Below are 21013 nucleotides of genomic sequence, written 5' to 3'. Positions count from 1 at the left end.
CTTTTACGAGATGAGTTTTTTTATTTTATAAAAACAAGAAAGCACTATTCTTTAATTTCAACACTTAAACCCAAACCAATAATATTTGGTACAAATCCGAATTTAGATTTTGGAGAAAACCTTACCGTATATTTTCCTTTATTAAGTTGAACTTTCTCTTTTACTAAAAATTTCACATCACAAATATCTCCTAAACATTCCGTTTTTTTAAGACTCATCATAACTTCAGCTTTCTCAAGAGTTCCATCAGGTTTTGAAATTTCATATACTATTGGAAACTCATCCATTTCAGTTCCACGAACGTGACTAATCTCAATAAAAACATTATAGTTTTTAGCATCTTCTAAAATCTCAAAATCATGAGTTTTCACATCTTTTTCATTCCATCGTTGAGACTCGATATCATTTTCAAAATCACTATACACTTGTTTCTTATCACAAGATAAAGTAACAAACATCACAAAAATTGATACAATTGCTTTTTTCATATTTATAAAATTTATTTTTTAGTGGTCAAATATGGTATCGCCTTTTTATTTATTGGTGTTTGTTTGTAACAAACTTTTGTTAGTGGCGATTTCATAATTTGTAGGTTAAAGTTTGTACTAAAATAAGAAAAAGGCATTGTATTTGCTTACTTTTGTAATTAAATTTAAATAATGGCAAGAATTTTATCAATAGATTACGGATTAAAACGAACTGGGATTGCGGTAACAGACGATTTTCAAATTATTGCAAGTGGCTTAACAACTATTCCATCTGCAGATTTGATTGCGTTTTTAAAAACCTATTTTTCAAAAGAAAACGTAGAAACTGTAATTATCGGAGAACCCAAACAAATGAACGGTTTACCAAGCGAAAGTGCCGAAATTATTGAGAAATTCATAGTGCAATTTCACGCCGAATTTCCAACTATAAAAATGGAACGTGTGGATGAACGTTTTACCTCAAAAATGGCATTTCAAACCATGATTGATAGCGGTTTAAAGAAAAAACAACGCCAAAACAAAGGATTAATTGACGAAATTGCCGCAACAATTCTCTTACAAGATTATTTGAATTACAAGAAATAAATAGTAAATTTGAATTTAAGATTTACGAGTTTAGATTAACGAAACTTGAAACTTGAAACTTGAAACTTGAAACTTGAAACCTGAAACTTGAAACAAAAAAATAACATAATGAATTTAGAAAGCCCAAAAACAAACGTAGAAAAATCAGCAGAATATATTTTTAATGCGTTAACAGATATTAAAAATTTCGAAAAATTAATGCCAGAAAACATTGCAAAATTTGAAGTCATTGACGAAAATTGCTTCGAATTTGGTTTAAAAGGTATGCCAGAAATTAAATTGGTTAAAAAAGAAGCTACACCCAACTCAAAATTAGTATTAGGTGCAGCATCAAGTAAATTACCGTTTACTTTAACCGCAAATATTGACGCAATTTCAGAAAACTCAACTGACATTCAATTATTTTTTGAAGGTGAATTTAATGCGATGATGGCGATGATGATTAAAGGACCAATTACCAAGTTTATTGAAACTTTAGCAAGTAATATGACAAAATTGTAATTTTTTGATTTACGATTTACGAAAAGCGACTAAATTATTTTTGTCGCTTTTTTTGTGTGAATTTTGTATGTTTACAAAAACAAAATAATGAAAAAACTATTTGTAATTTTATTTTTAATAAGTAACTCAACTTTTTTGTTTGCTCAAAACGAAATACATCAGAAAACCATTGATACTTTTATTTCTAATTTTAACCAAGAAAATTTCGAAGCTATTTTCAATCAATATTCTGCAAAAATGCAAAAATACGTTTTAGATAAACGAAATTCTAAAACGAAATTCTTTGAAATGGTGAAAAGTCATTCTGGTAAAATAAATTTCCTTCAATTATTAGAACTAAAAGAAAAGCCGAATTATACCTATTATAGATATAATGGAACTTTTGAAAATGAAAATCTTTCTGTAGAATTTTATATTGATAAACTTGGTGTAATAACTGGTTTTTATATTAGAAAATTAAATTTAATGTAAATCAAACCACAAAATCCCAATTCAAATCCGTATTGTAAATTAACTGTCCTTTTTTAATTTCTAACGGGCAATTAAAATTATTGGTATATAATCCGCCAGTTCCTAATCCTTGAGGCATTTTATTATTTAAAGTATAAGTAAATTGTGCAATAGCATTTAAACCTACATTACTTTCTAAAGCGGAAGTTATCCACCAACCAATATTCATTTTCTCAGCAATTTCTATCCATTCTAAGCTGCCTTTTATACCGCCAATAAAACTAGGTTTCAAAATAATATATTGTGGTTGTATGGTTTCTAAAAGTTTTACTTTGTCTTCGTATGTATAAATTCCAATTAATTCTTCGTCTAAAGCAATTGGAAAAGGTGTTTGTTTGCAAAGTTGTTGCATCACTTCAAACTGGCATGCTTTTATGGGTTGTTCTATACTATGTAATTGATATTTTGATAGTAATTGCAATTTTTCCAACGCTTCATCTGGAGAAAATGCACCATTGGCATCTACTCGAATTTCAATTGTATTAGCATCAAAATGTTTTCTGATAAATGCTAATAAATCTAATTCTTGTTGAAAATCGATGGCACCAATTTTTAGTTTGATGCAAGTAAAACCATCAGCTAATTTCTCTTCAATTTGCTGTTTCATAAAGGTTTCTTCGCCCATCCAAACCAAACCATTAATTGTAATCGAATCTTTTCCTTTGATAAAATCGGAAGGAAATAATTCAAAAGTATTATCAGCTTGTAACGACAAAAATGCCATTTCAACTCCAAATTGAATCGAAGGAAATTCTATTAGTTCTTGCCAAAGCTTATTTTTTCCTAAATGAATATTTTGACAAACCCATTGTAGCTTTTCTTCATAATCTGGTCGGTCATCAACAGATAAACCGCGTAACAAACCACACTCTCCTATTCCTCTTTTACCATTTTCTTCCAATAGTAAAAACCAAGTTTCTTTTTCCGTCAAAACACCACGTGAAGTACCGCTTGGACGTTTAAAATTAAGGATGTGTTTTTTGTAGGTTACTTTCATTTTGTTACACAGAGTTACGCAAAGTTTCACAGAGATTCGCAAAAAAATTTGTGTGACTTTGCGCTTTCTTTGTGTTGCTCTGCGAAATTATTACTCTAGAATTCTTAAAATCTTTTTAAAATTATCGGTAGGAAAACCTCTTTTTTCAAAATCTTCAAAATCAGATTTAGTTTGAGCAATCCAACTTTTATTTGTCGAAATATTATTGTCTTTATACAATTTATGAATGTCTTTTGCTTGTCCAACTTTATCAGAAAACAAATAAACATGAGCCAATTTTAATTGATATTGTAATTCTGAAGAATTTTTTTCAATGGCTTTTTTGTACTGTTCTTCGGCTTTTACAAATTGTTTATTAAACAAATAAATATCTCCTAAAGCACTATAATCAATATCTTTGGCATATTTTTTCTCAATAATCTCCTTTTGAATTAATGCAATCGCTTCATCAGATTTACCTTTTTTATACAAATCCAAAGATTCACTTCTAATCTTATCTAAATAATTTTGCAATTCTCCTGACTGAATTAAACTTTCTATACCTATACTTTCTATAACATTTGTTTTCTCAATATCTAACAGTTGGTTGTATTCGCTAAACTTGTATTTTCCTGCAAATATTTTTAAAAAGGTAGCTAAAAAATTATTATTATGCCCCATTGTTTTTATAATTGATAACTTTTGAGCTTCAAGTAAAAGAACTTTTTTTGCTTTAGTATTCCAACCACGACTTGCATTATAGTCAACCCAAGAAACAACTTCCAAAACAATTTTGGTACTCATTACCCAATTTTTATTTTCAAAAGCAAACCAAATATTTGGAGCATTCGCAAAACACTTTGTATTTCTTATTGAAATCACTTTACTGTCTTTATTCACCGCTTCTTTAACAAAATAACAAGCTGTTTCTAATTTTCCGTCGATTAAAAACTGATTACCCGCTTTTTCAGAAGTATAAATTCCATACAAACACGTATCGTCACCAGAAAGTGAATTCGTTAAAGTAATAGCTCCAGCAGCGCCTTGACTCACACCAGATGGATCCGGAATGGCTTTTAAAATTGAAGCTAAACTTGTTGTGATTTTTCCGTTTTCATCAATTAATAAAATTCGGAATACAAATTCAGAAGCGCCTTCTGGCAAATCGTCAATTTTGACTAAAGTTCGGTTGCCCGATGATAGTTTAATTTCTTTTGTAAAAGCGCGTTCTTTATCCCAATAACCATCTTTTTGTGCGAAGGTAAATTGAGTAATCAATAATAATAGGAATATTTTTTTCATTAAATAATTTTTTCTTTTGTTAAGCAATTTTTATACCAAAGTTTATAAGTCAATACTTTGACCGATTTCTAGTAGCATTAAATCTTTTCCTTTTTGGAAGAATTTACGTTTGGCTTCTTCATGGTTGATTTCGATATATCCGAAAGTATCGTAATGATAACCTAAAACTTTATCGCAATCCACAAAATCAGAAGCAATAATTGCATCCTCAACATCCATAGTAAAATTACTTCCAATTGGTAAAATCGCTAAATCTAATTTAGTTCGCATTGGAATTAGCTTCATATCCATTGATAAAGCCGTATCACCAGCAATGTATATATTTTTATGTTCGCCTTCAATGACAAATCCGCAAGGTTGTCCACCATAACTTCCATCTGGAAAAGAAGAAGTATGAATAGCATTTACATATTTTACATTTCCGAATTCGAAATCCCAACTTCCACCGTGATTCATGGGATGATTTTGAAATCCTTTATTTCCGTAGTGAGTCGCAATTTCATAATTTGAAACAATCACAGCGTCGGTTCTTTTTGCAATTTTTTCCACATCTAAAATATGATCTTGATGGGCATGGGTTAACAAAATATAATCGGCTTCAATTTCATCTATATTAATGTGCGAAGCTTTTGCATTAGCCGAAATAAATGGATCTACCAAAATATGAATGTCATTGATTTGAATGCCTAAACAAGCGTGTCCGTAAAAGGTGATTTTCATAGTTATGTTGTTTTTGGTTTAATGATAGTATTCATGATTTATATTTAGTTTGCAACTAATTTCAACGCAATAAAAATAGATAAAAAGAAAGTTGTCAATGCAATTTTTTTTAACTCTGGGTCAAAATCTTTTGGATTTGTTACTTTTGAAATATAATTTTTGTGAACTAATAAATATCCAGCAAATAAGGCAAATCCAAAAGCAAGTTTATCGTTCATCATTAGAAAAAATACAACAACTAACATAATTGGTGTAAATATTAAAATGTTTTGATAAATCAACCCAAATTTCAATCCGAATTTCACAATTAAAGTATTTTTCTGGGCTACTCTATCATTTTCAATGTCGCGCATATTGTTTAAATTTAAAACAGCCATACTCAACATTCCAATGGAAATTGCAGGTAAAAACAGCTTTATATCAACAGTTTTTGAATACAAAAAATTACTTCCAATCACAGCAACTAAACCGAAAAAAATAAAAACGAAAACATCTCCGAATCCGCTATATCCGTAGGCGTTATTCCCAACCGTATATTTAATCGCTGCAGCAATCGAGGCTATTCCTAATACTAAAAAGGTTAAAGAATACACAAAATTTTCTTGTCCGAATGCGAAATAAATTAAAGCAACGGCTAAAACAAAAGCAATAATTCCAATGATAATAATCGCCTTTTTCATTTGAGCAGAAGTAATTTCTCCAGAAGCCACTAAGCGTTTTTCACCAATTCGGTTGGCATCTGTTCCTTTAATTCCATCGCCATAATCGTTCGCAAAATTAGATAAGATTTGAAAAGACAATGTGGTTAATAAAGCCAAAATAAAAATTATCCATTCGAATTTATGTTGATAATAGGCATACGCACTTCCTACCAAAATTCCAGAAATGGAAAGTGGTAAGGTTCTTAATCGTGCGGCTTGAATCCAGTGTTTCATGTGAAAAAGTTGAAAGCTGGAAGCTGGAAGACTGGAGTAACTTCTTACTTCCAACTTCCAGCTTCTAACTCATTTATGGTAAATATTTCTTTTCAAAATTGGGTTTACGTTTTTCTAAGAATGCATCTCTACCTTCTTTGGCTTCGTCAGTCATGTATGCTAAACGAGTGGCTTCACCTGCAAAAACTTGTTGTCCCACCATGCCATCATCGGTTAAATTCATAGCGAATTTTAGCATTTTGATTGAAGTTGGTGATTTGGCTAAAATTTCTTGAGCCCATTCAAAAGCCGTATCTTCTAACTCTGCGTGTGGAATTACAGCGTTTACCATTCCCATTTCATAAGCGTCTTGCGCAGAATAATTTCTTCCTAAAAAGAAAATTTCTCTAGCTCTTTTCTGACCTACCATTTTCGCTAAATAAGCAGAACCATAACCACCATCAAAACTCGTTACATCGGCATCAGTTTGTTTAAAAATAGCGTGTTCTTTACTCGCTAAAGTCAAATCACAAACCACATGTAAACTATGTCCGCCACCAACTGCCCAACCTGGAACGACACAAATAACAGCTTTTGGCATGAAACGAATCATTCGTTGCACTTCCAAAATATTTAATCTGTGATAACCGTCTTCACCTACATAACCTTGGTGTCCACGTGCTTTTTGATCGCCACCACTACAAAAACTCCAAATGCCATCTTTAGAACTTGGTCCTTCAGCCGAAAGTAAAACAACTCCAATTGAAGTGTCTTCTTGTGCATCATAAAATGCATCAATTAATTCTTTTGTGGTTTTTGGACGGAATGCGTTTCGCACATCAGGTCTGTTAAAAGCAATTCTGGCAACGCCATCACATTTTTTATACGTTATATCTTCGTATTCTTTTACGATTTTCCAGTTGATATTTGACATAATTTTATATTGAAATTGTCTCGAAATTTCGAGATTAGTATTGAAATTATATTTTATAATATTTTCAGTAAAAATAATTCATTTTTCTCTTATATTGCAATCGTTTTTTAGAATTAATTCAATCCGCACATATTATTTATTAATGCATTACAAATCAAGTGTTTCAAAAGTTTTTTATGTAATTTTTCCTCTATTTATTATTGGCGTTTTTATGTTACATTATTTAGCTCCGAAAAGAGAAGACGGAAATGAAACGCTAATTCCTATTATATTTTTACCTCTTATGATTGGAATTTTTATGTTAGCCATTTCAAAAACCAAATATTACATAGAAGATTCTATTTTAGTATGTCAGATTTTATTTTACAAGTATAAAGTTACTATTGAAACTATTAGAAAAATCGAATACAACCATACTATTTTTGTAAGTACAACTACAAAATTAGGCTGGGACAACAAAGGATTAATTGTTCATTTTAACAAATTTGACGACATTTTTATATCACCCGAAAACAAAGAACAATTTATTGCCCAATTACTAGAAACCAACCCCAACATTGAAATAAAAAAATAATGAAATTTTTACGTTTACTACTACTATCGTTCCTACTAATTGCTTGCAAAGACAAAGAAAAAGACTTTTCAAAGAAAAACGGCACTCAAAAAGAGCAAGGAGAATTTTTTGTAGAATTCAATCCTTTAGATTCAACATATTGCAAAAAACAGAAAAAAGAAATTGAATATCGATATAACCAATTAATCAACAAAAATGATTTTTATGGTCAGTTTTTAGTGGCCAAAAACGGGAAAATCTTATTTGAAGACTATGAAGGTTTTGCGTACAAAGAAAAAGACGATAAAAACAGAAAAGATAAGCCTTTACACATTGCTTCGGTAAGTAAAGTATTAACTGCCGCCGTTATTTTACGAATGGTCGACCAAGGAAAAATTGGTTTAGACGATAAAGTTTCTAAATATTTAAAAGGTTTTTATCACGACGATATTACCGTAAGAATGTTGTTAAATCACAGAAGTGGTTTACGTCATTATGGCTATTTCATTGAGCGCGATGTAAAATGGGACAAATCGAAACGCATTACCAATCAGGATATTTTAGATTTAATTAATTCCGGAAAAATTCATTTGGAAAGTAATCCAGGAACTCGTTTTGCGTATTGCAATACCAATTATTCTTTATTAGCATTAATCATTGAAAAAGTTTCAGGTATGCGTTATCATGAAGCTATGGACAAACTTCTATTTAAGCCTTTAGGCATGAAAAATAGTTTTGTTTTCGATTACGAAAAACATCACGATACGGTGAGTCAAACGTATAAAGCAAGTAAATTACGATTGGCTTTTGATCATTTAGATTTGGTTTATGGAGACAAAAACATTTATTCTACTGCACGCGATTTACTAAAATTTGATTTAGCTACCTATTCGAATAAATTCTTCAGTGATAAACTTCGAAAAGAAATTTTTAAAGGTTATAGCTATGAAGCTAAAGGTGAAAAAAACTACGGTTTAGGTATTCGTTTACGCGAATGGAAAGAAGCACCAACTTTAACCTATCATAACGGTTGGTGGCATGGAAACACATCTTCTTATATTACTCAAAAAACTGATTCAATTACAATTATTGCGTTGTCTAACAAAATGACCCATAAAACCTATCAAACTAAAAAATTCATCGCATTATTCAATAAAAAATATCCAATAAAACTAGACGATAGCGATGTTAGTGGCGCGAATGAGTAATTAGAATTTGAAATTTACGATTTTGGATTTACGAAGTTTGATAAATTAAATGAATAATAATTGTTAATTTAATTACTATTCTAAATAAAAAAAACATAAAAAAACGTAACATTTACAAATCAAAGACGTCAAATAAAACAAATGAATGATAATAATGTAATCGTACAGACTGTTTCATATTATTGCTTATTTATCAATAGTTTAAAAGTATTTTAATTTAGACTACTATAAAAACTTAAAAATTACATTTTATGAAAACAAGAAATCTAATCATTTTACTACTTGTGAGCATTACCTCTCAAGCCCAACAATTTGTTGGAGATTGGAAAGGAGAACTAGACGTTCAAGGGAAAAAATTGGAAATTATTTTCCATATTACAAAAAAAGACAATGTATATACTTCTACGATGGATGTGCCAATGCAAGGTGCTTCTGGAATAACCCTTGACAAAACAGAGGTTAACAACAATTCCATCACGTTAAAACTATCGCAAATGAGTATTGAATATGTTGGAACTATTGCTAACAATCAAATTGTAGGTGAATTCCATCAAGCTGGTATGAATCTTCCATTAACACTTACCTCATTTGAAAGTAAACTACCAGGAAACACAACATTACCTTCTTCTAAAGAAGAATTAGAAAAGCTAAAAGCCTTTGAAAAAGGTAATTTCAACTATTCTGTTTCCGATTATTTTGCAAAACCAAAAGCATCTAGTTTTCAACTATCTCCAAACGGAAAATATATGTCTTATCGCGAGAAAGATGAAAATAAAAAACGTCATGTATATGTTAAAGAACTAGCTACTGGAAAAGTAAAAAAAGCAATTGAAGAAAAAGAAGAATTAATTAGTGGTTATGGCTGGATAAATGATGAGCGTCTCTATTTTTCTATGGACAAAGGTGGAGATGAGAATTTTCATATTTATGGAGTAAATATTGATGGTAGCAATTTAAAAGACCTAACTCCTTTTGATGGTGTACAAGCAAGTATTGAAAACATATTAAAAGAACAGAAAGATTACATCATTGTTTCAATGAACAAAAACAACAAACAAGTTTTTGAACCCTTCAAACTAAATATTGTAACAGGAGATTTAGTCCAGTTATATAAAAATGAGGATATAGCAAATCCAATTCAAGGGTATCAATTTGATAAAGACGGAAATCTTAGAGGATATACTAAATTGGTTAATGGTGTTCAAAATCAGTTCTATTATAAAGATCAAAAAACAGGTGATTTTAAATTGCATACTACTACCGACTGGAATGATACTTTTAGCATAATCAGTTTTAATTATGCTTCTAAAAATAAAGATGAAGCTTATGCGTTAACCAATTTAGATAGTGATAAAACACGAATTGTTTTATATGATTTGGCTACCAAAAAAATCATCAAAGAAGTTTTTTCTAATCCTACTTTTGATGTAAGTGGATTAAACCTAGCTAGAAAGAGAAACTATGAAATCGATAATTTCTCTTATGAAGGTGAAAAAAATGAAATCATTCCTGTAAGTAAACTATACAAAGATATTTATGGTAGAATGCAAAAAGAATTCCCAAATAAAGAAGTCAGCATCGTTGATTATGATGATAATGAGACACAGTTTCTAATAACCGTTCAAAGCGATAAGCTATTTGGTACATATTATCAATATGATGCTAAAACGAAAAAATTCAAAATACTATACGATTTAATGCCTCAGTTAAAAGAAGCTGATATGGCAGAAATGAGACCTATTCAATTTAAAAGTAGAGATGGAAAAACCATTTATGGATACATTACCTTACCAAAAGAAGCATTGCAAGGTAAAAAAGTGCCATTAATTGTAAATCCACATGGTGGTCCGCAAGGCGTAAGAGATTCATGGGGCTTTAATCCAGAAACACAATTATTTGCTAGTCGTGGATATGCAACCTTACAAGTAAACTTCAGAATTTCTGGAGGTTATGGAAAAGATTTTTTAAGCGCTGGTTTCAAACAAATTGGAAGAAAACTTATGAACGATGTTGAAGACGGTGTAGCATATGCAATTGAACAAGGCTGGGTAGAAAAAGACAAAATAGCTATATATGGAGCTAGTCATGGTGGCTATGCGACTTTAATGGGCTTAGTAAAAACACCAGATTTATATACTTGTGGTGTGAACTATGTTGGAGTTTCTAATATTTTCACTTTCTTCGACTCGTTCCCAGAATATTGGAAACCGTATAAAGAAATTGTGAAACAAATTTGGTATGATTTAGACAATCCGAAAGAGGCAGCAATTGCCAAAGAAGTTTCTCCAGTGTTCCAAATTGACAAGATTAAGAAACCTTTATTTGTAATTCAAGGAGCTAATGACCCTCGTGTAAATATTGCAGAATCGGATCAAATTGTAACTGGATTAAGAAGCAAAGGTTTTGATGTGCCTTACATGGTAAAATACAATGAAGGACATGGTTTTGGTAAAGAAGAAAACTCTATTGACATGTATGAAGCAACTTTAGGTTTCTTTGCTAAGAATTTAAAAAAATAAAGAACTATAATTCAAAATATACAAAGGCAATTTCTTAATTGAAATTGCCTTTTTTTTATAAAAAACATCCAATAAAACTAAACAACAATAATGTTGGTTTTTGCCAATGTGTAGCTAAATTTTACTATTTGGGATTTACGAAGTTTGACTATTTAAAACAACAATAATTTTATAAAATTTTCGTTTTTAAATAAAAAACAAAATGTTACTAAAATCAGTTTTCACAATATTTTCGATTCTATTTATTAGCTATGCTTCGATAAAAAACAATATTAACACGAACAGAAAAAAATTGTCACAATCATATTCAAGCGCAACGAATAAAACAGAATTTCTTAATCAAATTAGAGACAAATTTACCAATCATTTAGTTGAGGATATTATTCCGCAATGGTATGGTACAAAATGGTCATTTGATGGCAATACTGAAACTCCAAAATCGGGAAGTATTGCTTGTGGCTATTTCGTTTCTACTACTTTAAGAGATGTTGGGATAAACATTAACAGGTATAAACTAGCTCAAAAAGCGCCTTATCATGAAGCTAAAATTATTGCTTGTGGTACAACAATTGAAACACTTCAAAACAAAACAAAAGAAGAATTAAAGTCTTATTTTATTAGTAATAAAAAAGACGGCTTATATTTTATTGGCTTAGATTTCCATGTAGGATTTATTCTAAAAAAAGATAAAAACATCTATTTTATTCACTCTAATTATCTTAATAATTCAGGACCAGTAAAAGAAAAAATTGAAGATTCTAAAGTTATGAAAAGTAACGTTTATCATTTTTGCAATATTACACATAACGATGTTTTTCTTAAAAAATGGTTAAATAATGAAGTTGTCGCTACAAATTAGACTTTTAAAATTCTAACAATAGAAGAAAATTTCCTAATTTTGCAAAAAATTTGAATCATGATTTTACCAATATACGGATACGGCGAAGCAGTTTTAAGAAAAGTTTGCGTTGATATTCCACAAGATCACCCAAACTTAACAGAAATTTTAAGCAACATGTATGAAACCATGTATAATGCTTATGGCGTTGGTTTGGCTGCCCCTCAAGTAGGTTTAGCTGTTCGAATATTTGTAATTGATACTACTCCATTTGCAGATAGCGACGAAGTTTCAAAAGAAGAAGCAGAACAATTAAAAGATTTCAAACAAACTTTTATTAATGCGAAAATTATAAAAGAAGAAGGTGAACTTTGGGGTTTTAATGAAGGTTGTTTAAGCATTCCTGATGTTCGTGAAGATGTTTTTCGTCATGATACCATCACAATTGAATATTTTGATGAAAATTTCGTTAAAAAAACGGAAGTTTATAACGGATTAATCGCACGTGTAATTCAACACGAATACGATCATATTGAAGGAATTTTGTTTACAGATCATCTTTCTATGTTAAAGAAAAAATTAGTAGGTAAGAAATTGCAAAATATTATGGAAGGTAAAGCCAGACCAGATTACCGTATGAAATTTGCCAATTTAAAAATTAAGTAAAAATTAAGAATTTCAAGTTTGTTTTTGAAATATTAAAATATATATTTGCCATCCTTTAAAAATTATAAAACTATGAGTTTTCAAAAAATATTAGCCATTTCTGGTAAACCAGGATTATATGAATTAAAAGTACAAACTCGTTCTGGATTTGTTGCTGAAGCTTTATTAGACGGTAAAAAAATTACTGTTGGATTAAGAAGTAATGTAAGTTTATTATCTGAAATTGCCGTTTACACATACAATGAAGAAGTAAAATTAATCGAAATCTTCAAAACTATTGCTGCCAAAGAAAATGGGGAACCAACAATTTCTCATAAAGAAAGCGACGATAAATTAAGAAGTTATTTCAGAGAAATTTTACCTGAATTTGATGAAGACAGAGTATATACTTCAGACATCAAAAAAATATTCAATTGGTATAACATTTTACAACCAAAAGGATATGTTTCAGTTGATGCCTTAAACACAGAAGTTAAAGCAGAAGAAACTCCAGCTGAGTAATTTATTACTGTTCAAAAATTATATAAAAATCCCATTCTTATTTAGATTGGGATTTTTTTTTGTAGCAGATACATTACTTTTCAAAACACTTATGTCGCGTCTTCCGCTATATCTTTTTCTTTTTTTTTCCTAAAGTTATCGAATGGAACAAAAGAAAAAGGATGCCGCTACAACCACGGCTAGATTACACGTGTATTTTTTCAAATCATATTTTATCCGTATTTTTATCAACACAAACCCTTTTAAACTCATAAACCTTTTAAACTTTTAAACTATCAAAATGAACACACGTCAACAACAACTACAAGCCTTTGAAAGATTATTGGACATCATGGACGATTTACGCGAAAAATGTCCGTGGGATAAAAAACAAACCTTAGAAAGTTTACGTCATTTAACCATTGAAGAAACTTACGAATTAGGTGACGCCATTTTAGATAACGATTTACCCGAAATTAAAAAAGAGTTGGGTGATTTGTTATTACACATTGTGTTTTATGCGAAAATTGGTTCTGAAAAAAACGCCTTTGATATTGCTGATGTGGCGAATAGTATTTGCGATAAATTAATTGATCGTCATCCACATATTTATGGCGATGTGGTAGTGGAAAATGAAGAACAAGTCAAACAAAACTGGGAAAAATTAAAACTAAAAGAAGGCAGAACTTCTGTTTTAGAAGGTGTTCCGAAAAGTTTACCTGCGTTAGTCAAAGCCAGTAGAATTCAAGATAAAGTAAAAGGTGTGGGATTTGATTGGGAAGAATCGCATCAAGTTTGGGAAAAAGTAGAAGAAGAAATTGCCGAATTACAAGTGGAAATTGCCGCGAACAATCAAGATAAAATTGAAGCCGAATTTGGTGATGTTTTATTTTCTATGATAAATTATGCGCGATTTTTAAATGTAAATCCAGAAGACGCTTTAGAACGTACTAATAAAAAATTCATTAAACGTTTTATGTACTTAGAAAGTAAAGCTTCCGAATTAGGAAAATCTTTATCAGACATGACTTTAGCAGAAATGGATGTATTTTGGGAAGAAGCAAAGAAAATGTAACTATAATTTATCATAACAAGATTATAAAAATTACATTAATTATTAAAATTTCTTAAATCTGTGTTGAAAAAAATTACCATATAATCAAAAGTAAACAGGATTATTTAGATTTCTCCAATCTTTGTTGTAAAACATATAAATACAACATTAAACCTTTTATGTAATTATAAGTCTAAATTATTAAACACTAAATCATGAGACTAAAACATCTATTTCTAATTAGCTTATTATCTTTTTTTATTTCATGTGGTAGTGATGACACTTCTACAGTATTACCAACTGAAGAAGCCATGTACTTTCCTCCAATTACTGGTACAACTTGGGAAACTAAAACACCAGAAAGTTTAGGATGGAATACAGCCAATATAGCCGCTTTAAACACTTACTTAAGTGATAAAAACTCAAAAAGTTTTATAGTATTACACAATGGTAAAATTGTAATGGAACAATACTTTAACGGTCATGATGCTATTACACCAAGATATTGGGCTAGTGCTGGAAAAACACTAACTTCAACTGTGACTGGAATTGCGGAACAAGAAGGTTTTTTAAATATCAATACTAAAGTTTCCAATTATTTAGGAACGGGTTGGACAAGTGCACCATTAGCCAAAGAAAATCTAATTACTTGTAAAAATTTATTAAGCATGAATTCTGGTCTAAATGATGCGTTAGGAGATGATGTTTCACCAGCAAACTTACAATATGTAGCTGATGCTGGAACACGATGGGCGTATCATAATGTTTATGTAAAACTACAAGATGTGGTAGCACAAGCAACTGGACAAACATGGAATGCTTATTTCAACACTAAATTAAGAGATAAAATTGGTATGACAGGATATTGGCTTCCGTATCAAGGATTAAGTGTTTACAGTAGTGATTCACGAAGTATGGCACGTTTTGGTTTATTAGCTTTAGCCAAAGGAAACTGGAACGGCACACAAATTATAAATTCAGCCTATTTAAATAGCGCCACAAATACTTCACAAACCATTAATCAAGCTTATGGTTATTTATGGTGGTTGAACGGAAAAACAAGCTATCACATGCCTCAAAGTCAATTACAAATTCCTGGAACTTTAATTCCAACTGCACCTTCAGACATGTATTGTGCTTTAGGAAAAAACGACCAAAAAATATATGTAGTGCCTAGCAAAAAATTAGTAATTATCAGAATGGGAGATGCTGCAGATACTTCAAACTTTGCTTTATCTGATTTTGACGAAACACTATGGCAAAAAATAAGCGCCGTGATTAATTAAAAAAAATCCCAATTTGAAATATTCAAATTGGGATTTTTTTTTAGGCTCTTTCTTGAAGTAGAGCTTCATCAAACTCCATATTATCTATAATTTCTTCTGAAATCTCAGGCTTAGATAATTTTAATAAATTAAACTTTTCGAATTGCTCTAATTTTTCATCTTCTCCATTAAAATAAGGAAAAACATCCATAATTGGCGATTCTGAAATCATAGGTATGGTATATTCACCCATCGTACCATTCATTACAGAAACGGTATTATCAAAAGCTTCTTTAATATCATTTGCTTGTAACAAGATATTGATATTCGATTTTCTTTCCTTTCCACTCTCTTCATCATAAGCCAATAAGGAAACTTTCGATTTAAACCAGCGATCAGCATTTTCAAAAGGATGAATTTCTGAATAGTTGGCAAATTTGATTGAAGTCACTTTAAATTCCTCGCTAACATAAGCGGACATTTCTTCATTAATTCTTGTTTCCGCTTCTGTATAAGATAAAGCATCTACTAAATAAGGTTCAGTGACTACTTTTTGCACACCAGAATCATCCATTTTTCTGTATTTCACTTTACATTCAAACCAAATTGCACTCATAATTTTTTCTGTTTTTTTATTTAAAAACCAAAGGTAAGATTTACAAAAAAAGTAAGGAAGTGTTTCGCAAATTAGATATTCACAATTTTAAAAAAAATAAAAAAACCGATACATTTTCATATATCGGTTTAAATTCTTTTATGCTTGTTCGTAGCGTTCCATTTCGCGGTCATAAAATTCACCAGCCAGTGTAATTAAATGTTCCATTTCTGCTTCTAATTCGGTCTGATCTTCTTCTTCAATATCTTCTAAAAACTCAACTGAATCATCTTTTAAATTGATGAAAAATCTAGGATATTCTAAATGAATGACAAAAATATCATCCGGAAAATCAGTGTTATCGCCTGTTACAAATTTTGGTAATTCCATGTTTTATATTGTATTATGTTTTTATTTTGTTTAATGTTACATCGAGCATGTCAAAATGCTATCAAATTCAAAGATACTAATTCTTAATTTAATCTAAATCCCAAATCGTAAATCCCAAATCGTAAATCGTAAATAAAATTATCGGTGATGTTTCAGCAAAAATCTGAATCGTAAATACAACATAATAGCAGCTGCTGTTAATCCTGCTAATAAGCCAATCCAAACGCCTTCTGCTTTCAATTCTGTGTATAATCCTAAATAAATTGAAATAGGAAAACCAATCATCCAATACGCAACAAAAGTTAAATACATAGGGACTTTCACATCTTGTAAACCACGTAAAGCACCTAAAACTACAACTTGAATTCCGTCTGAAATTTGGAAAAAAGCGGCAACAATTAATAGTTTGGAAGAAATAGAAAGCACTTCTTTAATTTCAATTGTAGATAATTTCATATTTAATGGAACAAAAAACATAGGAAAAAAATTACTTCCCAACATAAAGATAACAGCAAATACAATCTCAATAATTATTACCATTAAGAAAATAGAATGAGCAACTGTATTTAATTTTTTATATTCATTTAAACTTTTATGGGTGGCAACTCGAATCATAGCAGTAACACTTAATCCCATAGCAAACATAAAAGTTATCGAAGCTAAATTAAGAGCAATTTGATTGGCAGCCTGACTTGTTTTACCAATTATTCCACTCAACCAAATGGCTCCAGTGAATAATGCCACTTCAAAAAACATTTGCATAGAAGATGGAATTCCTAACTTAATGATTTTATCCGACATACTTTTTTGAAAAGATTGCCATCCGAAATTTTGGAAAAACGATTTGAATTTTTTGTTTTTAGATAAAATATAATGCATATAAATTACCATAAAAACACGAGCAATTAATGTTCCGATTGCCGAACCTACAATTCCCATTTTAGGAAACATAAACAATCCAAAAACCAATAAAGCATTAATTACTACGTTGATAATATTCCCGTAAATTGTAGCATACATAGAATATTTGGTTTCGCTCATTCCATCTGCAAACTGTTTGTAGGCTTGGAAAATCACAAGTGGAACCAATGAAAAACCAACAATATCTAAAAAAGGCATGGCTAATTTCACCACATCTTCTGGTTGATTCATGTAAGATAAAATCGGTTTGGCTAAAAACAATAAAAAGAACAATGCGAAACCTAAAATGGTACATAAAATTAATCCATTTTGAAAAGCGCTTCTTCCGCCTTCTCTATCTTTCGTACTATCAAATTCTGCAATAATTGGTGTGATCGCAGTTGAAAATCCAATTCCGATAGACATTCCAATAAATATGAAACTATTCCCTAAAGAAACCGCTGCTAATTCTGTAGTACCTATTTGTCCCACAAAAATATTATCTACTACTCCAACCAAAGTATGTCCAACCATACCTAAAATTACAGGCATAGCTAAGTTGAAGTTGTATTTGAATTCTTGGAAGTATTTTTTCATGATTGTTACACAGAGTTTCGCAAAGAATTCTCAGAGTTTCACAAAGTTTAAACTAAAAAGTTTTGCGTGTCTTTGTGTTTTTTCTCTGTGTATCTCTGCGTAATATCTTATTTTAATTTTTCTACTAATTCTTCTAACGAAACCGTTACTTGTTCTCCAGAAACTAAATCTTTGACTTTATACTGGTTTTGTTTGATTTCTTCTTCACCTACTAAAACGGCGAATTGAATTCCTTTTTTCTCTGCAAATTTAAACTGTTTGTCCATTTTTGCTTTATCAAGATACATTTCTACTTTAATTCCGTTTTGTCTTAAGTTCGAAATGGCTTTTAAAGAAAATAAGGTTTCTGCTTCTCCGAAATTAATGAATACTGCTTTTGATGTAGTTGAAACTGTTTCTGGAAACAAACCTAATTCTTCTAACACTAAATAAATTCTATCTAATCCGAAAGAAATTCCAACACCACTCATGTTTTTCAATCCGAAAATACCAGTTAAATCGTCATAACGACCACCGCCTCCGATAGAACCCATCGCAACACCTTCAGGCGCTCCAACTTCATAAATAGCGCCAGTATAGTAATTTAAACCACGAGCAAGCGTCACATCTAAATCTAAATTTGCGGTTTGCAAACCTAATTCGTTAATCGCGTTACAAATGAATTTTAATTCTTCTACACCTTTTGTTCCTTCTGTTGAGGAAGCTAAAAGTGTTGCTAATTTTTCAATTTTCTCATTGATTGTTCCTGTGAAGTTGAAAAGCGGTTGTACTTTTTCAATTGCCGATTCCGAAATACCTTTTTCAAGCATTTCTTTCTTCACACCGTCTTCACCAATTTTATCTAATTTATCTAAAGCAACTGTAAAATCAATTAATTTATCTGAAGCACCAATCACTTCTGCAATTCCAGATAATATTTTACGGTTGTTAATTTTTATGTTCACACCTTTTAAACCTAAAGCCGTGAAAATCGTATCGTATAATTGTACAAATTCTACTTCTTGCCAAAGTGAATTACTTCCTACAACATCCGCATCACATTGGAAAAACTCTCTAAAACGTCCTTTTTGTGGTCTATCAGCTCTCCAAACGGGTTGAATTTGGTAACGCTTAAATGGAAATTCTAATTCATTTTGGTGTTGCACGACATAACGTGCAAATGGCACGGTTAAGTCGTAACGCAAGGCTTTTTCCGAAATAGATGAAGTAATTTTTTTGCTATTTTTAGCCGCTAAATCTTCATCAGAAACTTTATCCAAATAATCACCAGAATTCAATATCTTAAAAATCAATCGATCACCTTCTTCGCCATATTTTCCCATTAAGGTATCTGAATTCTCAAAAGAGGGTGTTTCAATTGGTTGAAAGCCAAACTTTTCAAAATTAGATTTTATGATAGAAAAAATGTAGTTTCTTTTTGCTACTTCTGTAGAAGAAAAATCGCGAGTTCCTTTAGGAATACTTGGTTTTTGAGCCATTTTGTTAGGATTGTAAAGTGTACTTTGTGTAATATAATTTGTAATCGGTGCAAATATCTTACTTTTAAATGACAATACGAAAAGAGCCAAGGAAAAAGTAAAAAGAAACAAGTAAAAAGAAACAAGTAAAAAGTGGGAACAAAAAGCAATTTCTATAAAATTACAAACCAAAACTTTTACCTTTTTACTTTTTACTTGGTTCTTTAATTTTTTTTGTAACAAAAAGACAAAACCAACTACAAATAGTCATGGTTGGATTATATAAAGAAAATGCAAGAATAGCTATCGACTCGATTAGAAGTCAGGCTTTACGTACGTTTTTAACAGTATTTATTATTGTTATTGGAATAACTTTTTTGGTAGGAATTTTAACCTTAACCAAAGCCCTAGAAAACAGTTTGTTTGGGAATTTTGCTTCTATGGGAGCGAATACTTTTTCTATAAGTCAGTATGATTTTTCGGAAGAAATTAACCAAAATGACGGCGAACAAAAAGTAAATCCAATTATTAGTTATCCGCAAGCCAAAGCTTTCAAAGATAAATTTGAATTCCCTCTTACTACGACTTCCCTATCATTTACTGCTGCTGCCACTGCTGAAGTGAAATTTGATAATAAAAAAACCGATCCAGAAATTACTATTTTAGGTTCTGATGAAAATTTTATTCCAAATAATGGTTTCGAATTAGAATCGGGTAGAAATTTTAATTCTTTTGATGTGGATAACAACAATTATGTTTGTATTGTTGGTGCGAATTTTAAAGATGGTTTATTCGAAGGAATCAACCCAATTGACAAAACAATTTCTGTTCGTGGCGCAAAATTTAAAGTGATTGGTTTGTTGAAAGAAAAAGGAGCAACATTTGGAAACAACCAAGATTTACGGGTTATCATTCCAATTCAAATTGCGCGTTCAATTTTTTCGCAACCCAATATCAATTACGATATTGATGTAAAAGTTAGCAACAAACAATTATTAGATGAAGCGGTTGATAATGCTACTTTAGCTATGCGAAGAATAAGAAAATTAAATCCGATAGAAAAAGAAAATTTCGGAATTAGTCGTAGTGACGATTTAATTCAAAGATTAGGAGAAAATATTGCCGTAATTAACATTGCAGCTATTGCTATTGGTGCGATTACCATTTTTGGTTCTACAATTGCTTTGATGAACATTATGCTAGTTTCCGTTTCAGAAAGAACGCGTGAAATTGGTATACGAAAAGCACTTGGTGCAAAAAGAGGTACAATTGCTTGGCAGTTTTTTACCGAAACATTTATCATTAGTCAAATTGGAGGAATTATAGGAATCATTTTAGGTTTATTACTCGGTTCTTTAATTGCATCCTTAGCTAAATTTGATTTCGTAACACCTTGGCTAGCTATTTTTATTGCTTTTGGTACAACTTTCGTTGTAACTATTATTTCTGGACTATATCCAGCAATAAAAGCTTCGAAATTGGATCCTGTTGAGGCGTTACGTTATGAGTAAAAAATTTCAAAATTCAAAATTCGTTGTTACAAGTTCATTATTCATCATTA

General features: G+C 30.6%; 22 protein-coding genes. 12 read left to right on the top strand and 10 right to left on the bottom strand.

What is annotated here, in order from left to right:
* Positions 1 to 44: 44 nt before the first annotated feature.
* Positions 45 to 488 carry a gliding motility lipoprotein GldH gene (locus G6N05_RS00645; protein WP_166124636.1) on the bottom strand — a complete coding sequence of 148 codons (444 nt, stop codon included), beginning with the start codon at positions 486 to 488 and terminating at the stop codon, positions 45 to 47.
* A gap of 171 nt (positions 489 to 659) precedes the next feature.
* On the opposite strand from G6N05_RS00645, the gene ruvX reads away from it, so the two are divergent.
* The 3 genes from ruvX (at position 660) to G6N05_RS00630 (ending at position 2045) form a co-directional block, all read left to right on the top strand.
* A complete protein-coding gene (gene ruvX, locus G6N05_RS00640; RefSeq protein ID WP_166124635.1) occupies positions 660 to 1073 on the top strand; it encodes a Holliday junction resolvase RuvX in 414 nt (137 codons plus the stop codon).
* A gap of 108 nt (positions 1074 to 1181) precedes the next feature.
* Positions 1182 to 1574 carry an SRPBCC family protein gene (locus tag G6N05_RS00635; protein WP_166124634.1) on the top strand — a complete coding sequence of 131 codons (393 nt, stop codon included), beginning with the start codon at positions 1182 to 1184 and terminating at the stop codon, positions 1572 to 1574.
* An 87-nt stretch (positions 1575 to 1661) separates the two neighbouring features.
* Positions 1662 to 2045 (top strand): DUF3887 domain-containing protein, encoded by a 384-nt coding sequence (locus G6N05_RS00630; protein WP_166124633.1) that lies wholly within the window; start codon positions 1662 to 1664, stop codon positions 2043 to 2045.
* A 1-nt stretch (position 2046) separates the two neighbouring features.
* On the opposite strand, the gene G6N05_RS00625 is transcribed toward G6N05_RS00630, so the two are convergent.
* The 5 genes from G6N05_RS00625 to G6N05_RS00605 all read right to left on the bottom strand — a co-directional run bounded on the left by G6N05_RS00625 (position 2047) and on the right by G6N05_RS00605 (position 6930).
* Positions 2047 to 3081: an o-succinylbenzoate synthase gene (locus G6N05_RS00625; protein ID WP_166124632.1), complete on the bottom strand. Its 1035-nt coding sequence runs from the start codon at positions 3079 to 3081 to the stop codon at positions 2047 to 2049.
* Positions 3082 to 3171: 90 nt separating this feature from the next.
* Positions 3172 to 4362: a tetratricopeptide repeat protein gene (locus tag G6N05_RS00620; RefSeq protein WP_166124631.1), complete on the bottom strand. Its 1191-nt coding sequence runs from the start codon at positions 4360 to 4362 to the stop codon at positions 3172 to 3174.
* Positions 4363 to 4404: 42 nt separating this feature from the next.
* Positions 4405 to 5082, bottom strand: coding sequence for a metal-dependent hydrolase (locus G6N05_RS00615; RefSeq protein ID WP_166124630.1), 678 nt, complete (start codon positions 5080 to 5082; stop codon positions 4405 to 4407).
* 44 nt (positions 5083 to 5126) lie between these two features.
* Entirely contained in the window at positions 5127 to 6017 is an 891-nt protein-coding gene (gene menA / locus G6N05_RS00610) for a 1,4-dihydroxy-2-naphthoate octaprenyltransferase (RefSeq protein ID WP_166124629.1), read from the bottom strand.
* A 73-nt stretch (positions 6018 to 6090) separates the two neighbouring features.
* A complete protein-coding gene (locus G6N05_RS00605; RefSeq protein WP_166124628.1) occupies positions 6091 to 6930 on the bottom strand; it encodes a 1,4-dihydroxy-2-naphthoyl-CoA synthase in 840 nt (279 codons plus the stop codon).
* A gap of 142 nt (positions 6931 to 7072) precedes the next feature.
* Here G6N05_RS00605 and G6N05_RS00600 point away from each other — a divergent pair, with 142 nt between their 5' ends.
* The 8 genes from G6N05_RS00600 (at position 7073) to G6N05_RS00565 (ending at position 15534) form a co-directional block, all read left to right on the top strand.
* Entirely contained in the window at positions 7073 to 7504 is a 432-nt protein-coding gene (locus tag G6N05_RS00600) for a PH domain-containing protein (RefSeq protein ID WP_166124627.1), read from the top strand.
* Positions 7504 to 8691, top strand: coding sequence for a serine hydrolase domain-containing protein (locus G6N05_RS00595; protein WP_166124626.1), 1188 nt, complete (start codon positions 7504 to 7506; stop codon positions 8689 to 8691). The genes G6N05_RS00600 and G6N05_RS00595 overlap by 1 nt, the downstream gene beginning before the upstream one ends.
* A gap of 251 nt (positions 8692 to 8942) precedes the next feature.
* Positions 8943 to 11210, top strand: coding sequence for a S9 family peptidase (locus tag G6N05_RS00590; protein ID WP_166124625.1), 2268 nt, complete (start codon positions 8943 to 8945; stop codon positions 11208 to 11210).
* A gap of 202 nt (positions 11211 to 11412) precedes the next feature.
* Positions 11413 to 12069 (top strand): hypothetical protein, encoded by a 657-nt coding sequence (locus tag G6N05_RS00585; protein WP_166124624.1) that lies wholly within the window; start codon positions 11413 to 11415, stop codon positions 12067 to 12069.
* A 57-nt stretch (positions 12070 to 12126) separates the two neighbouring features.
* Positions 12127 to 12714 (top strand): peptide deformylase, encoded by a 588-nt coding sequence (def, locus tag G6N05_RS00580; RefSeq protein WP_166124623.1) that lies wholly within the window; start codon positions 12127 to 12129, stop codon positions 12712 to 12714.
* A gap of 72 nt (positions 12715 to 12786) precedes the next feature.
* Positions 12787 to 13215 (top strand): DUF5606 family protein, encoded by a 429-nt coding sequence (locus G6N05_RS00575; protein ID WP_166124622.1) that lies wholly within the window; start codon positions 12787 to 12789, stop codon positions 13213 to 13215.
* A 280-nt stretch (positions 13216 to 13495) separates the two neighbouring features.
* Entirely contained in the window at positions 13496 to 14269 is a 774-nt protein-coding gene (gene mazG, locus G6N05_RS00570; protein ID WP_166124621.1) for a nucleoside triphosphate pyrophosphohydrolase, read from the top strand.
* 194 nt (positions 14270 to 14463) lie between these two features.
* Complete coding sequence (locus G6N05_RS00565) at positions 14464 to 15534, top strand: serine hydrolase domain-containing protein (protein ID WP_166124620.1); 1071 nt, start codon at positions 14464 to 14466, stop codon at positions 15532 to 15534.
* A 40-nt stretch (positions 15535 to 15574) separates the two neighbouring features.
* Here the strand turns inward: G6N05_RS00565 and G6N05_RS00560 are convergent, their stop codons facing one another.
* The 4 genes from G6N05_RS00560 to hisS form a co-directional block, all read right to left on the bottom strand.
* On the bottom strand, positions 15575 to 16129 hold the full coding sequence (locus G6N05_RS00560) for a DUF4494 domain-containing protein (protein ID WP_166124619.1): 555 nt from the start codon (positions 16127 to 16129) through the stop codon (positions 15575 to 15577).
* A 138-nt stretch (positions 16130 to 16267) separates the two neighbouring features.
* Complete coding sequence (locus tag G6N05_RS00555) at positions 16268 to 16498, bottom strand: hypothetical protein (RefSeq protein WP_166124618.1); 231 nt, start codon at positions 16496 to 16498, stop codon at positions 16268 to 16270.
* A gap of 138 nt (positions 16499 to 16636) precedes the next feature.
* Positions 16637 to 17995, bottom strand: a complete 1359-nt coding sequence (locus tag G6N05_RS00550; protein WP_166124617.1) for an MATE family efflux transporter — start codon at positions 17993 to 17995, stop codon at positions 16637 to 16639.
* A 107-nt stretch (positions 17996 to 18102) separates the two neighbouring features.
* Positions 18103 to 19473, bottom strand: a complete 1371-nt coding sequence (hisS, locus tag G6N05_RS00545; protein ID WP_166124616.1) for a histidine--tRNA ligase — start codon at positions 19471 to 19473, stop codon at positions 18103 to 18105.
* A gap of 248 nt (positions 19474 to 19721) precedes the next feature.
* Between hisS and G6N05_RS00540 the strand changes: the two genes are divergently transcribed.
* Positions 19722 to 20963, top strand: a complete 1242-nt coding sequence (locus tag G6N05_RS00540; RefSeq protein WP_166124615.1) for an ABC transporter permease — start codon at positions 19722 to 19724, stop codon at positions 20961 to 20963.
* Positions 20964 to 21013 lie beyond the last annotated feature (50 nt).

The sequence above is a fragment of the Flavobacterium bernardetii genome, assembly GCF_011305415.1.
Lineage (GTDB): Bacteria > Bacteroidota > Bacteroidia > Flavobacteriales > Flavobacteriaceae > Flavobacterium > Flavobacterium bernardetii.
This window is presented reverse-complemented; position numbering and strand designations above follow the sequence as displayed.

Coding starts and splice junctions, on each gene's coding strand:
- G6N05_RS00595 (WP_166124626.1), top strand. CDS start 7,504: ATGAAATTTTTACGTTTACTACTACTATCGTTCCTACTAATTGCTTGC.
- G6N05_RS00630 (WP_166124633.1), top strand. CDS start 1,662: ATGAAAAAACTATTTGTAATTTTATTTTTAATAAGTAACTCAACTTTT.
- menA (WP_166124629.1), bottom strand. CDS start 6,017: ATGAAACACTGGATTCAAGCCGCACGATTAAGAACCTTACCACTTTCC.
- G6N05_RS00645 (WP_166124636.1), bottom strand. CDS start 488: ATGAAAAAAGCAATTGTATCAATTTTTGTGATGTTTGTTACTTTATCT.
- G6N05_RS00560 (WP_166124619.1), bottom strand. CDS start 16,129: ATGAGTGCAATTTGGTTTGAATGTAAAGTGAAATACAGAAAAATGGAT.
- G6N05_RS00550 (WP_166124617.1), bottom strand. CDS start 17,995: ATGAAAAAATACTTCCAAGAATTCAAATACAACTTCAACTTAGCTATG.
- G6N05_RS00555 (WP_166124618.1), bottom strand. CDS start 16,498: ATGGAATTACCAAAATTTGTAACAGGCGATAACACTGATTTTCCGGAT.
- G6N05_RS00600 (WP_166124627.1), top strand. CDS start 7,073: ATGCATTACAAATCAAGTGTTTCAAAAGTTTTTTATGTAATTTTTCCT.
- G6N05_RS00540 (WP_166124615.1), top strand. CDS start 19,722: ATGGTTGGATTATATAAAGAAAATGCAAGAATAGCTATCGACTCGATT.
- G6N05_RS00605 (WP_166124628.1), bottom strand. CDS start 6,930: ATGTCAAATATCAACTGGAAAATCGTAAAAGAATACGAAGATATAACG.
- mazG (WP_166124621.1), top strand. CDS start 13,496: ATGAACACACGTCAACAACAACTACAAGCCTTTGAAAGATTATTGGAC.
- ruvX (WP_166124635.1), top strand. CDS start 660: ATGGCAAGAATTTTATCAATAGATTACGGATTAAAACGAACTGGGATT.
- G6N05_RS00615 (WP_166124630.1), bottom strand. CDS start 5,082: ATGAAAATCACCTTTTACGGACACGCTTGTTTAGGCATTCAAATCAAT.
- G6N05_RS00565 (WP_166124620.1), top strand. CDS start 14,464: ATGAGACTAAAACATCTATTTCTAATTAGCTTATTATCTTTTTTTATT.
- def (WP_166124623.1), top strand. CDS start 12,127: ATGATTTTACCAATATACGGATACGGCGAAGCAGTTTTAAGAAAAGTT.
- G6N05_RS00620 (WP_166124631.1), bottom strand. CDS start 4,362: ATGAAAAAAATATTCCTATTATTATTGATTACTCAATTTACCTTCGCA.
- G6N05_RS00635 (WP_166124634.1), top strand. CDS start 1,182: ATGAATTTAGAAAGCCCAAAAACAAACGTAGAAAAATCAGCAGAATAT.
- G6N05_RS00585 (WP_166124624.1), top strand. CDS start 11,413: ATGTTACTAAAATCAGTTTTCACAATATTTTCGATTCTATTTATTAGC.
- G6N05_RS00625 (WP_166124632.1), bottom strand. CDS start 3,081: ATGAAAGTAACCTACAAAAAACACATCCTTAATTTTAAACGTCCAAGC.
- G6N05_RS00575 (WP_166124622.1), top strand. CDS start 12,787: ATGAGTTTTCAAAAAATATTAGCCATTTCTGGTAAACCAGGATTATAT.
- hisS (WP_166124616.1), bottom strand. CDS start 19,473: ATGGCTCAAAAACCAAGTATTCCTAAAGGAACTCGCGATTTTTCTTCT.
- G6N05_RS00590 (WP_166124625.1), top strand. CDS start 8,943: ATGAAAACAAGAAATCTAATCATTTTACTACTTGTGAGCATTACCTCT.